This is a genomic window from Sphingopyxis sp., assembly GCF_035250425.1.
Lineage (GTDB): Bacteria > Pseudomonadota > Alphaproteobacteria > Sphingomonadales > Sphingomonadaceae > Sphingopyxis.
On the sequence record NZ_DATFFD010000211.1, the window covers coordinates 1 to 13022 of the forward strand.

The following is a 13022-nucleotide window of genomic DNA, read 5'->3' on the forward strand; positions in this document are numbered from 1 at the left end:
GCCATGCGTGCCCTCGGCGCGGTGGACGGCGAAGAAGCCGCGCACTTCGGCGAGGATGCGTTCGAACGGGCGCGTCTTGTAGCCGTTCGGCGTCTTGATGACATTGCCGTGCATCGGATCGCACGACCAGACGACGGGGTGACCCGATTCCTTCACCGCGCGCACCAGCCTCGGCAGATGCGCCTCGATCTTGTCATGGCCGTAGCGCGTGATCAGCGTCATGCGGCCGGCGACATGGTTCGGGTTCAGCGTGTCGAGCAGGCGCAGCAGCACGTCGGGCTCGAGGCTCGGCCCGCACTTCATGCCGACCGGATTGCCGATCCCGCGCAGATACTCGATATGCGCCGAGCCTTCGAAGCGGGTGCGGTCGCCGACCCACAGGAAATGGCCCGAGGTGTCGTACCAGCCGCCGGTCAGGCTGTCCTGCCGCGTCAGCGCCTGCTCATAGGGGAGCAGCAGCGCCTCGTGGCTGGTGTAGAAGCTGGTGCCCTTGATCTGCGGGACCGTTTCGGGGGTCACGCCGCACGCTTCCATGAAGGCGAGCGCTTCCGAAATCCGCGCCGCGGTTTCCTGATATTTCTTCGCCCACGGGCTGCGGTCCATGAAGTCGTGCGTCCAGGCGTTGACCTGGTGCAGGTTCGCATAGCCGCCGTTCGCGAAGGCGCGCAGCAGGTTCAGCGTCGCCGCCGACTGGTTATACGCCTTGACCATGCGCTGCGGGTCGGGCTCGCGGCCGGCTTCCTCGAACGCGATGTCGTTGATGATGTCGCCGCGATAGCTCGGCAGCGACACGCCCTCGATGTCTTCGAGGTCGGCCGAACGCGGCTTGGCGAACTGACCCGCCATGCGGCCGAGCTTCACCACGGGCATTTTCGACGCGAAGGTCAGCACGACCGCCATCTGGAGCAGCACGCGGAAGGTGTCGCGAATGTTGTTCGGATGGAATTCGGCAAAGCTCTCGGCGCAATCGCCACCCTGGAGCAGGAACGCCTTGCCCTCGGCCACGCGGGCGAGGTCGGCGGTCAGGTCGCGCGCTTCGCCGGCGAACACCAGCGGCGGATAATTGCTGAGCTCGCGTTCGGCGGCCGCGAGCGCTTCGGCGTCGCGATAGGTGGGAAGCTGGCGGGCCTCGTGCGAGCGCCAGCTATGCGGTTGCCAGTTTTTTGTCATCTGCCTGTCTTTTTCGCGTTCGAATCGAGCGCCACATGGCGCCTATGCCGCGCAGAAGCAATGTTTCCGGCACGATCGAACCCGAAAATTAGCATTATCGTGACATCTGCGCACCTATGCTTTTCTTGAGGGACCAAAACTGATAGTTTATTACACGCTGCGGAAATGCGATGAGCCTCGCGCGACCAAGGCTTTTGGCTGTCGATAACGTTATACACCCGTGACCCGAGCCTGGGTCTCGACGCGAAGCGATTGGCTATGGCGAGTTTCAATTCCGCATGGTTCCTGTACGGGGCGCTGCTGCTCCTGCTGGCGACAAGTTTTGTCGTGCGGATCGAGTACGCCCGCATCGGCCTCGCCGCGGCGGCGCTGGTCGCCTTGCCGCTGACATTATTTCGTGGGCCGGATCTCGGTTACGGCCTGCTCGTGCTCGCGATCCTCGTCGTCAACATCGGCATATTGGCGCGGCTGTGGCTGCGCGGCACCAAGGTGCAGTTTTCGCCCGAAGAAGAGGAATTGCGCCGCCAGCATTTTTCCGGCCTCGGGGCAACGGCCGCGCGCGACCTGATCGATCAGGGGTACTGGATTTCGGCGAAGCGCGGCGAGGTGCTGATCCGCGAGAATCAGGCGGCGCCCAGTCTTTTCTATCTGGCCGAGGGGCAGGCGGCGATCCTGCGCGATGGCGTCGAGATCGCGAAACTTTCGGGCGGCGCGCTGATCGGCGAAGCGACGGTGCTCGATGGCGCGCATGCGACCGGGACGGTGACGCTCGGCAGCCATGCGCGGCTGTGGTTCGTTCCCGCCGCGGCGCTGCGCGCCTATCTGGCGGCCAATCCCGGGATCGCGGGCGCGCTTCACGAAGGTTTCGCGCGCGCCCTTCGCGGCAAGCTGGCAAGCGCGAACACGCGCATTGCCGAGCGGTCCGTAATTTCTTGAGCATGGCCTTTCCCGGCCTCGAAACTGCAACCCGCGCCTGCTAAGCCCTCTGTCCATGACGATGATTCTTTATGGCATTTCGAACTGCGACACGGTGAAGAAGGCGCGGCGCTGGCTCGACGAGCGGGGCGTCGCGTACCGCTTCCACGACGTGCGCAAGGATGGGCTCGACGCCGCGCGGCTCCAGGGCTGGATCGACGCGCTCGGCTGGGAAAAATTGCTCAACAAGGCGGGGACGACCTTTCGCAAGCTGCCCGATGCGCAGAAGGACGGGCTCGACGCCGCCGCGGCAAAGGCGTTGATGCTCGATCAGCCGGCGATGATCCGCCGTCCGGTCGTCGAGGCCGCGAGCGGGGTCAGCGTCGGCTTTTCGGCCGAGGACTGGCAGGCGCGTTTTGCGGCATGATCCGGTCGCTGCTGGCCCTGCTGGCCGTCATGCTGTCCGCCGGCTGCACGGCTGACCCGGTGACCGCGCAGCCGACCCTCGATGGCCAGCCGCCGATCGTGATCGCGCATCGCGGCGCGTCGGGCGAACGCCCCGAACATACGCTGGCGGGTTACAGGCTCGCGATCGACCTTGGCGCCGATTATATCGAGCCCGACCTCGTGCTCACCAGGGACGGCGTGCTCGTCGCGCGGCATGAGAATGAGATTTCGGAAACGACCGACGTTGCCGCCCATCCCGAATTCGCAGACCGCAAGGCGACGAAGACGATCGACGGCAGCAAGGTCAGCGGCTGGTTCACCGAGGATTTCACACTGGCTGAACTCAAGACGCTGCGCGCGCGCGAACGGCTGCCAAAGCTGCGCAGCACCGATTATGATGGCCAGTATGAAATCCCGACCTTCGAGGAAATCCTGACCCTGCTCGCCGAAGTGAACAAGGGTCGCAAGAAGCCCGTCGGCGTCTATCCCGAAACCAAGCACCCGAGTTATTTCGTGTCGATCGGGCTGCCGCACGAGGCGCCCTTGCTCGCTATGTTGGATCGCTTCGGCTATCGCGGCCGCACCGCGCCGGCGTTCATCCAGAGCTTCGAGGTCGGCAATCTGATGGACCTTCGCGCCAAGAGCGAGCTGCCGCTGATCCAGTTGATGGATGCCGAGGGCGGTCCCGCCGACCGGCCCGGCACGAGCTATGCCGCCATGACGTCGCCCGAAGGGCTGAAGATGATCGCCGCCTACGCCGACGGCATCGGACCGAACAAGGCGATGGTGATCCCGCGCGGCGCGCTCGGCCGGCTCGGCAAACCGACCGATCTGGTGCGCGATGCGCATGCGGCGGGGCTCAAGGTTCATCCCTGGACGTTTCGCCGCGAAAATTATTTCCTGCCGCTGAACGACAAGGGCGGGGTCAATCCGGCCGGGCATGGCGACCTGGCCGGTGAAATCACCGCCTATCTGAAAACCGGCATCGACGGCCTGTTCAGCGACAATCCGCGTGAGGCGGTGGCGGCTGTGAAAAAGCGGGCAGAGCGATGACGGGGCCGGATCGCATCGGGGGCTGACGTCGCGTTTTCCTCAACGGCCGGTTTCGATTGGTCGCGGCCATGGCCGCTTGGGCGGCTTTGAAAAGGATTCGCGCAGAGGCGCAGAGATCGCAAAGGAGAAATATCTTCACCTCTGCGATCTCTGCGCCTCTGCGCGAATATCATAAGATGCCAAGGTTCGACCGGTCGGGGACATAGTAATCCGTCGCCCCCGCGAAGGCGGGGGCAGCCGCCGGTTTACGCCTTCGCCGCTGAGCAAAGCCGCCAGCGGCCCCCGCCTTCGCGGGGGCGACGGATTTTTGAACGTCCGCTCACCACCCCAAAGCGGAAATGCGCGCCGGCCTTTGCCGCTTTCGCCGCGCGGTTTTAGCGGCTAAACCCCGCCCCATGTCCACGCTCCCGAAAACGCTCACCTTCGACACGTCGACCAGCCGCGCCAATCCGACGCCGCAGCCGATGAAACGCCTCACCGTGCCGCGCATTCGCCAGCGCAAGGGCGGCGAACCGATCGTGATGCTCACCGCCTATACCGTCCGCATGGCGCAGCTGCTCGACCCGCATTGCGACATGCTGCTCGTCGGCGATTCGCTCGCGCAGGTGATTTACGGCCTGCCGCACACCGTCGGGGTGACGATGGACATGATGGCGCTGCACGGCGCCGCCGTCGTGCGCGGCAGCTATCATGCCGCGGTGATCGTCGACATGCCGTTCGGCAGCTATGAAGGCAGCCCGCAGCAGGCGTTCGACAACGCCGCGCGGCTGCTCAAGGAAACCGGCGCGGCGGCGGTGAAGGTCGAGGGCGGCAAGGTGCTCGCCCCGACGATCGAATTCCTGACCCAACGCGGCATCCCGGTGATGGGCCATGTCGGGCTGACCCCGCAGGCGGTGAACATCCTCGGCGGCTATGGCGTGCGCGGCAAGAGCGCGGAAGAAGCGCGCTCGATCGTCGAAGATGCCGTCGCTGTGGCACAGGCCGGCGCCTTTTCGATCGTGATCGAAGGCGTGCTCGAATCGATCGCGATCGAGATCACGAACAAGGTCGATTGCCCGACGATCGGTATCGGCGCTTCGGCAGAGTGCGATGGGCAGGTGCTCGTCACCGATGACATGCTCGGCATGTTCGAACGCGTTCCCAAATTCGTGAAGCGGTACGGCAATATGGCCAGCGTCGTCGAAGGCGCGGTCAAGGACTATGCCGACGAAGTCAGGTCCCGTTCATTCCCGACCGAGGATCAGACCTACGCAGGTTAAGAGTCCGGCGAGCCGTGCAGAGTGAAACGCTTGGCGTTTTTCGGCGCCGTCGCTAAGGAAGCGACCGGCGCGATGCTGAAGGCCCGGGCCAATATTGAGTTTATGGAGGTTTGATTGGCGCTGAGCCCGACGAATGATGCCGCGCTGTTGCAGGAAGTCGACGAAGCCGTCCGCAAGGACCGGCTCGATACGATCGTGCAGCGCTATGGCCGCTGGATCATCGGCGGCGTCATCGCCGCCCTGCTGGCGTTCGGCGGCTATCTCTTCTGGAGCCACCAGCAGGATGCCGCGCGCGGCGAACAGGCCGAAGAGCTGATCGCGGCGTTCGAAAAGCTCGCCACCAACCAGCCGCGCGCCGCGGCGACCGAATTGCAGAAGCTCGCCGCCGAAGGCGATCCCGCCTATCGCGCGGTCGCGCAGATGCAGGAAGCGAACATCAAGGCGCAGAGCGGCGATCTGAAGGCCGCCGCCGCCCTGATGGCGAAAGTCGCCGCCGATACGAAGCTCGACCAGGCGCTGCGCGATCTCGCGCTGATCCGCCAGACGGCGTTCGAATATGACACGCTGAAGCCCGAAATGGTGATCGCGCGGATGAAGCCGATGGTCGATGCCAAGGATCCGGCCTCGAGCTGGTTCGCGAGCGCCGCCGAACTGTCGGCGACCGCGCATTACCAGCTTGGCCAGTTCGACCAGGCTGGCGCGCTTTACGGCCGCATCGCCAAATTGCCCAATGTGAGCAAATCGCTGCAATCGCGCTCGGTGCAGATGGCGGGGATGCTTGGCGTCGATGCGGTCGCGGACGGCGCGGACGAAAGCGCCGCAGCCGAAAAGAAAGGTGCGGCGCAAGCCGCCGCCGCCGGGAACCAGAAAGGCAATGCCGCGCCGAAGGCCGCAGCAGCCGCAAAGACTGAGGAAGCCAATTAATATGCGGAAAGCGCGTTTCGGAATTTATGCGGCGCTGCTCGCGCTGCCGCTGACGGCATGTGGGGTGCTGAAAGGCGACGGTCCGCCGAAGACCCCGACGGTCGGTGACCGCGTCTCGATCCTGTCGAACGACAACAGCGTCAAGGTCGATCCGGCCACCGCATCGATCGCGGTCGTGCTGCCCGAACCGGCGGTCAACGCCGCCTGGGCGCAATCGGGCGGCAACGCATCGAAATCGATGGGGCATCCGGCGCTCGCCGCGACGCGCACCAAGCTGTGGGAAGCCAATATCGCGGGCAGCACCAACAAGCAGCGGATCGCCGCCTCGCCGGTGATCGCCGACAATCGCCTGTTCGTCGTCGATACCGACGCCGTGGTCACCGCCTTTGCCGCCGATACGGGCGCGAAATTGTGGAGCGTGCCGATCGGCAGCACGGGCAAGGATTTCAAGGCGTCGCTGTTCGGCGGCGGCGCCGGGGTCGACGGCAATGTCGTCTATGCGACCAGTGGCGTCGGCGACGTCGCGGCGCTGAACGTCGCCGACGGATCGGTGATCTGGAAGGTGAAACCCGCGGGTCCGCTGCGCGGCGCGCCGACGATTGCCTTTGGCGGCGTCTATGTGATCAGCCAGGACAATCAGATTTTCGCGCTCAACGCCGCCGATGGCGCGGTGCAGTGGCAGGCCACCGCGTCGATGGAGGCGGGCAGCGTGTTCGGCGCCGCGTCGCCCGCGGCGGGGCAGGGGACGATTGTCGCCGGCTTCTCGTCGGGCGAGGTCCAGGCCTATCGCTACGAAAACGGCCGCGACCTTTGGGAAGATGCGCTCGCGCGCACGTCGATGGCGCTGTCGGTGTCGACGCTCACCGACGTCGACGCCGATCCGGTCGTCGATCGGGGTAGGGTTTTTGCGCTCGGCCAGGGCGGCCGCATGGCGAGCTATGAGCTCGTCACCGGCCAGCGCAGCTGGGAAATCTCGATCGCCGGCATCTCGACGCCTTATGTGGTGGGCGAGTGGGTCTATGCGATGACCGACGACGCCAAGCTGCTGTGCGTCGCGCGCGGCAACGGCAAGGTGCGCTGGCTGCAGCAACTCGCCCGTTTCCGCGTCGAAACCGAAAAGAAGAAAAAGGATCCGATCCGCTGGACCGGGCCGATTCTCGCGGGCGGTCGGTTGATCGCGGTCAACAGCGAAGGCGTGTTACAGGAATTTTCACCGACCGACGGATCGCTGCTCGGCTCGACCGAATTCAAATCGTCGCTGTCGCAATCGCCGGTGGTTGCGAACAATATTTTGTACGTCCTCGCGGACGACGGGCAGATCACGGCCTGGCGCTAAAGCCAATAAGTAGGGGGCTGCGCCTCCCTATTTAATTTAAATAGGGACTGTCCCTATTTATTGGAGGAAGAATCGATGTCGCGATTCGCGACGATTGCCATTGTCGGCCGGCCCAATGTGGGCAAATCGACGCTGTTCAACCGGCTGGTCGGCAAGCGCCTTGCGCTCGTCGACGACCAGCCCGGGGTGACGCGCGACCGCCGCGAAGGCGACGGCCATCTGCTCGGCCTCGATTTCCGCATCGTCGATACCGCGGGTTTCGAGGATTATGACGCGGCGACCTTGCCCGGCCGGATGCGCGTGCAGACCGAAAAAGCGGTGCGCGAGGCCGATGCCGCGCTGTTCATGATCGACGGCCGCGCCGGGGTGACCCCGCTCGACGAGGAAATCGCGCGCTGGCTGCGCAGCGAGGACACGCCGATCATCCTCGTCGTCAACAAGGCCGAAGGGAAACAGGGCGAAAACGGCCTGATGGAGAGCTATTCGCTCGGCTTCGACAATCCGATCGCTTTGAGCGCCGAACATGGCGAGGGCGTCGTCGACCTGTTCGACGCGCTGCGCCCGATCGTCGAGGGTTTCGATGCCGCGGCATTCGAGGCGGCGCCGCCGCCGGTTGAAGGCGAAGACGACGAGGACGCACCGCTCGGTCCGCTGAAGCTCGCGATCGTCGGCCGCCCCAACGCGGGCAAGTCGACGTTGATCAACCGCATGATTGGCGAGGATCGCCTGATCACCGGACCCGAGGCCGGGATTACCCGCGATTCGATCCGCGTCGACTGGCAATGGGAAAAGGACGGCGAGGTCCACGAGATCCAGCTGTTCGACACCGCGGGCATGCGCAAGCGCGCCAAGGTTGTCGAAAAGCTGGAAAAGCTGTCGGTCGCCGACGCGCTCCACGCGGTCGATTTCGCCGAGGTCGTCGTCCTGCTGCTCGACGCCACCAAAGGCCTGGAGTCACAGGATCTGCACATCGCCGACCGGGTTTTGCAGGAAGGCCGCGCGCTGATCGTCGCGCTCAACAAATGGGATGTGGCCGAGGATCCGTCGGCGCTGTTCAACGGCGTGCGTGGCGCGCTCGAGGACGGGCTCAGCCAGGTCAAGGGTGTCCCCGTGCTCAGCATTTCGGGCGCGACGGGCAAGGGCATCGACACGCTGGTCCGCGTCGCGTTCGAACAGCGCGCGATCTGGACCAACCGCGTCTCGACCGCGAAGCTCAACCGCTGGTTCGAGAACGCGGTCGAAAACAATCCGCCGCCGGCGCCCGGCGGCAAGCGGATCAAGCTGCGCTATATCACCCAGGCGCGTACGCGGCCGCCGACGTTCGTCGTTTTCGGCACCCGGACCGACAGCCTGCCCGGAAGCTACACGCGCTATCTGGTCAACGGCATGCGCAAGGAACTGGGCTTTCAGGGCGTTCCGGTGCGCCTCAATTTCCGCAATTCGCGCAATCCCTATGACGAGTAATGCGTCGACGCTGGTCGTCGACGCACGCGGGATGCGCTGCCCCTGGCCCGCGCTGCGACTGGCGCGGGCGATGCGCGATGCGTCCGATGTGCTGCTGATCGCCGACGATCCGCAGGCGGGGCGCGAAGTTGCGGCGCTGGCGGGGGAGCATGGCTGGTCGGTGGAGTCCGATGCTGCACCTACCGACGAGGGACGCTGGCGCGTCCGCCGCTGACCCAAAACGGGGCGGCTTTTTCGCGGCCCTCCTGACACCGTAACGTCTTTTTTACCCAACTTCGGCATGGACCGGTTGGGACCACGACCTAATTTGAACACCAAGGGACGAAACATTGGACGAAATCCTGGTCGATTGGGATGAGTTTCGCGCGACGCGCGCCCAGCTGGGTGCGGCGTTCGTACGGATTCTCGGCTATTTTCGCGAAGACGGCACCAAATCGGTCGCCGCGATCGAAGAGGCGATGCGCGCCCGCGATGCCCGCGGCCTCGTCATGCCCGCGCACACGCTGAAAAGCGAAGCGCGGCAGTTCGGCGGCGAAAAGCTCGGCGCGCTGTCGGAAGATATTGAGATGTTCGCGCGGCGCTGCGTCGAAAGCCAGACGAGCCCCGAAGAATATCTGCCGCGCGTCGTCGAACTGCGCCGGCTGTTCGAAGAGACGCTCGGCGCGCTCGAGCGCGAAGCGAACCCGCTCGTCCAGCGCCGTCCGACGGGTTTCGGCCGCGCGGTTGGCTACTGACGCATCGGTTGCAGCGACCCCCGCGCGAGGCTGCGCCACAGCCATTCGAGCGGGCCATAGCGATAGCGGTCGAGCCACGGCTTGGACCACAGCAGCATGACGGCCCACATGCCGGCGCAGAAGAGATAGAGCGTCCAGCGGCCGACGCCGCCGAACAGGCCGATCCCATAGCCATAAAAGATCGTCGTCATCACGATGCTGGTGCCGAGATAGTTGGAGAAGGCGGCGCGGCCGGTTGCGGCGACGCGGGTTATCCAGGCGCTGGCAGCGGCGCGCCGGATCAGCAGCACGAGCAGCGCGGCATAGGCGATCGTCATCATCAGCCGTCCCGGCCCCGCCCACGCCATGAAGGCGTTGACCGCGACGAGATAGTCGAAGCCCGCGCGCCATTGGAGCCATCCGACGAGCAATGTCAGCAGCACGCCCGGGGGTAGCCAGCGCAGCGCTGTCCGCCGATAGCCGGCGGTCGCCCAGGCACCCGTCAGGAAGCCGTTGCGGAACAGCGCCATGCCGAGCATCATCAGCGGCAGCGTCTCCCATATCGTCATCAGCACGCCGACGAACGGATTGATCGCGGTATCGAGCCGCGAAGCGAGGATCGGTAGATAGGGGCCGCGATAGAGCGCGAGCTCCTCGGTCACTTCGCCGTCGATCTTGGCATATTCGGTGCGGACCTCGCGCCCGGCCCCGGCCATCGGCGACGCGGGATTGTCGGCCGCGTTGCCGACGGCGAGCTGCGCGCCGAAGAAGAGTGACGTCAGGACGACGCCGAGAGTGAAGATGCCGAGCGCCCATTTGATCAACCGGCGCGGTTCCCACGCGCGGAAACGGAAGGCGACGCAGCCGACGGCGGCATAGAGGAACAATATGTCGCCCCACCAGAGGAAGACATAATGGCAGAGGCCGAAGACCGCGAGCCACGCCATGCGGCGGTAATGGACCGAGCCCGGATCCTGTCCCGACGCCTCGGCGCGGTCGACGATCAGCAGCATGCTTGCCCCGAACAGGATCGAGAACAGCCCGCGCATCTTGCCGTCGAAAAGGAGGAAGCCGAGCGCCCAGGCGGCGATGTCGGCGGAGGTTTCGCCGCCATAGGCCTTGGGTGAGACATAGGCCATTTCGGGCATCGCGAAAGCGACGATATTCATCGCCAAAATGCCCATCACGGCGAAGCCGCGCAGCGCGTCGAGGGTGACGAGGCGTTCGCCGGCAACTGCACTGTCTTCGCGCACATCGATCCCCTGCTGTATTATGAAACTATTACGGTCGATGGCGCGTGCGGTCCAGCGGTTAAGTCACTATTGACATCTATGTCAATAGTGCTATCTGGACAGCATCACCTGATTCGGACGAGGCCAGCCATGACCCCCACCATCTTCTCCCACCCCGACCGCAAGCCGCAGAAGTTCCGCCCATTCAAGGCGTTCCAGCACTTCCGCAAGCTGATCGCGGACAAGGAAGACACCGAACAGGTGTTCCACATCTTTGAAAACCTGCCGCGCAAGGGTTTCATGGACGACGCGCGCGCCTTTGTGACAAGCGATTTCGGCCGGAAGCTGATGGAACGCGAACCCTATCTGCCCGACCTGCTCGACGACCATGCATGGATCGACGAACTTCCCGAGGGCAGCGTCGGCCACGCCTATGTCACCTTCATGCGCCGCGAAGGCCTGTCGGCCGCGGGCCTTGTCGCCGAGAGCGACAAGATGGGTCGCCCCAAGTTCGACGACCAGGTGCAATGGTATTCGAACCGCCTGCGCGACACGCACGACCTGTTCCACATCCTGACCGGCTATGGCCGCGACGCGCTCGGCGAACAGTGCGTGCTCGGCTTCACCTATGGCCAGACGGGCAATTACGGCAATTTCTTCATCGCCTATGCTGGCGGTTATGAGGTGAAGCGCGGCATCAAGAGCGACGCGCCGGTGATGGGCGCGATCCGCCAGGGCCAGCGCCACGGCAAGGCGGCGAAGGCGATCATCGAGCAGGACATCCGCGCGCTGCTCGCCGAACCGCTCGAGGCGGCGCGTGCGCGGTTGGGCATTGCGAAGCCGACGCTGTATGAAGAAGCGCACCGCGCCTATCGTAACCGCGGCATCGACCCGTATAACTTCCTCGCCGCGAAGGCTGCGGCGGCCTGACTTTTAAGATCCTCCCCTTGGCGAAGCCATGGGGAGGGGGACCGCTCGCGTAGCGAGTGGTGGAGGGGTTTTACCTCTCGGTACAAATACGGACGATGCTGTCTGCGACGGCGGCAGGGTCGGCGAGAACATCTTTTGCGGCGATACGCAGCATTCGTATCCCTTGCGATTCGAGCCAGTGGTCGCGTGTTTCATCGCGCTCGGGGCGATCGCCCATCTCATGGCCGATGCCGTCGATCTCGATCGCGAGCTTCAGTTCCAGCACATGGAAGTCCAGCACATATCGGCCGATCGGATGCTGGCGCCGGAATTTGAGTCCGCCCGGCTGTCTTCTGAAGATTTGCCATAGCAACACTTCGGGCAGCGACATCTTGCGTCGCAACCGCCGGGCATTCTTGTATGCGTGATTGCTTGTCGGCACGCTCTACCCCTCCACCACGCCCTTCGGGCGCGGTCCCCCTCCCCAACGCTTCGCGATGGGGAGGATCTATTTTAATCGCGTGATCAGCGCCTGCGCCGCGGCCGGGTTTCGGACCTTCGCGCCGGATATGAAGAAGATATAGACGTCGCGGTCGCCCTTGGCCCAGTCGCGGGCCTGCTTCGCCCATCGGTCGAGCGCCTTCGCGTCATAGCCGGTTTCGACATCCTCCTGACTGCGCTGGAGGCGGGCGTAGGTGAAGTCGGCGGTCTGTTCGTCGATGCACGGGAATTCGTCGCTGTCGGCATAGACGATCGCCATGTTGCGCTCGCGCAGCATGTCGACGAACGCCTGGTCGCGGAAGCTTTCGTCGCGTACCTCGATCGCGTGGCGCAGCGGCAGGCCGTCGAGGCTGTCGGGAAGCAGGTCGAGGAAACCCGCGAAATCGTCAGGCACGAATTTCTTGGTCGCCATGAACTGCCAATGGATCGGGCCGAGCCGGTCGCCGAGCCGCGTCAGCCCCTGCGTCAGGAATTTCTCGATCGATCCGGCGCCTTCGGCGAGGATCTTGCGGTTCGTGGTGAAGCGTGACGCCTTGACGCTGAACTTGAAGCCGTCGGGGACCGACGCGGCCCAGTTAGCGAAGGTTTCGGGCTTCTGGCTGCCATAATAGGTGCCGTTGATTTCGATCCCGGTCAGGTGCTGTCCGGCATATTCGAGCTCGCGTTTTTGCGCGAGCCCGGCGGGATAGAAGGGGCCGCGCCACGGTTCGAAGGTCCAGCCCCCGATGCCGATATGGATGCTCATGATTCCGTCATCTCCCGCGAACCACCGTGCCTATTTCATTATCTCGCACAAAGCCACGAAGCCACAAAGAGGGCGTATCATTCCGATGCCTGCGCTCTTTGCAGAGTTCGCTCGTGAATGCGCTTCGCTCGACCGCCACATGACGGTCCGTTCAGGCGCCCTCTTTGTGGCTCCGTGGCTTTGTGCGAATCAGCCTCGCACACGCATTAGGCGAGCGCCGCGTCGGCTCCCATCAGGTTCGGGAAGAAACCCTCATGCGCTTCGCGGAGTTCCGCGAGCGTCACCTGATGGTCGCTGCCCTCGAGTTCGAAGACGATGCGGTCCTTGATCGTGCGGCCGACCGGATCGACGGGC

14 protein-coding genes are annotated in these 13022 nt (G+C 64.6%); 10 read left to right on the forward strand and 4 right to left on the reverse strand.

Annotated features, from left to right (window positions below; genetic code table 11):
• The coding region (locus tag VJ811_RS12435) for a 3-deoxy-7-phosphoheptulonate synthase class II (RefSeq protein WP_324072770.1) at window positions 1-1170 on the reverse strand (1170 nt) is incomplete at its 3' end.
• A gap of 258 nt (window positions 1171-1428) precedes the next feature.
• Between VJ811_RS12435 and VJ811_RS12440 the strand changes: the two genes are divergently transcribed.
• From VJ811_RS12440 to VJ811_RS12480, 9 genes are all read left to right on the forward strand, one after another.
• Window positions 1429-2106 (forward strand): cyclic nucleotide-binding domain-containing protein, encoded by a 678-nt coding sequence (locus VJ811_RS12440; protein WP_324072772.1) that lies wholly within the window; start codon window positions 1429-1431, stop codon window positions 2104-2106.
• Window positions 2107-2161: 55 nt separating this feature from the next.
• Complete coding sequence (locus tag VJ811_RS12445; RefSeq protein WP_324072774.1) at window positions 2162-2512, forward strand: ArsC family reductase; 351 nt, start codon at window positions 2162-2164, stop codon at window positions 2510-2512.
• The gene (locus VJ811_RS12450; RefSeq protein ID WP_324072776.1) at window positions 2509-3585 is read left to right on the forward strand and encodes a glycerophosphodiester phosphodiesterase; all 1077 of its coding nucleotides are present in this window, start codon (window positions 2509-2511) and stop codon (window positions 3583-3585) included. Before VJ811_RS12445 ends, VJ811_RS12450 begins: the two co-directional genes overlap by 4 nt.
• A gap of 395 nt (window positions 3586-3980) precedes the next feature.
• On the forward strand, window positions 3981-4844 hold the full coding sequence (panB, locus tag VJ811_RS12455) for a 3-methyl-2-oxobutanoate hydroxymethyltransferase (protein WP_324072778.1): 864 nt from the start codon (window positions 3981-3983) through the stop codon (window positions 4842-4844).
• Between the two features lie 114 nt (window positions 4845-4958).
• The gene (locus VJ811_RS12460; protein WP_324072780.1) at window positions 4959-5768 is read left to right on the forward strand and encodes a tetratricopeptide repeat protein; all 810 of its coding nucleotides are present in this window, start codon (window positions 4959-4961) and stop codon (window positions 5766-5768) included.
• A 1-nt stretch (window position 5769) separates the two neighbouring features.
• Window positions 5770-7104, forward strand: coding sequence for a PQQ-binding-like beta-propeller repeat protein (locus tag VJ811_RS12465; protein WP_324072781.1), 1335 nt, complete (start codon window positions 5770-5772; stop codon window positions 7102-7104).
• A 75-nt stretch (window positions 7105-7179) separates the two neighbouring features.
• Window positions 7180-8568 carry a ribosome biogenesis GTPase Der gene (gene der, locus VJ811_RS12470; protein ID WP_324072783.1) on the forward strand — a complete coding sequence of 463 codons (1389 nt, stop codon included), beginning with the start codon at window positions 7180-7182 and terminating at the stop codon, window positions 8566-8568.
• Window positions 8558-8782, forward strand: a complete 225-nt coding sequence (locus tag VJ811_RS12475; protein ID WP_324072784.1) for a sulfurtransferase TusA family protein — start codon at window positions 8558-8560, stop codon at window positions 8780-8782. Before der ends, VJ811_RS12475 begins: the two co-directional genes overlap by 11 nt.
• A 115-nt stretch (window positions 8783-8897) precedes the next feature.
• Window positions 8898-9302, forward strand: a complete 405-nt coding sequence (locus VJ811_RS12480) for an Hpt domain-containing protein (RefSeq protein WP_324072786.1) — start codon at window positions 8898-8900, stop codon at window positions 9300-9302.
• Here VJ811_RS12480 and VJ811_RS12485 read toward each other — a convergent pair.
• Window positions 9296-10534, reverse strand: a complete 1239-nt coding sequence (locus tag VJ811_RS12485) for a DUF418 domain-containing protein (RefSeq protein WP_324072788.1) — start codon at window positions 10532-10534, stop codon at window positions 9296-9298. The genes VJ811_RS12480 and VJ811_RS12485 overlap by 7 nt on opposite strands.
• Window positions 10535-10663: 129 nt before the next feature.
• Here VJ811_RS12485 and VJ811_RS12490 point away from each other — a divergent pair, with 129 nt between their 5' ends.
• On the forward strand, window positions 10664-11443 hold the full coding sequence (locus VJ811_RS12490; protein ID WP_324072790.1) for a Coq4 family protein: 780 nt from the start codon (window positions 10664-10666) through the stop codon (window positions 11441-11443).
• Between the two features lie 70 nt (window positions 11444-11513).
• On the opposite strand, the gene VJ811_RS12495 is transcribed toward VJ811_RS12490, so the two are convergent.
• The gene (locus VJ811_RS12495) at window positions 11514-11813 is read right to left on the reverse strand and encodes an endonuclease domain-containing protein (protein WP_414711946.1); all 300 of its coding nucleotides are present in this window, start codon (window positions 11811-11813) and stop codon (window positions 11514-11516) included.
• A 117-nt stretch (window positions 11814-11930) separates the two neighbouring features.
• Complete coding sequence (locus tag VJ811_RS12500; protein WP_324072795.1) at window positions 11931-12668, reverse strand: DUF72 domain-containing protein; 738 nt, start codon at window positions 12666-12668, stop codon at window positions 11931-11933.
• Window positions 12669-13022 lie beyond the last annotated feature (354 nt).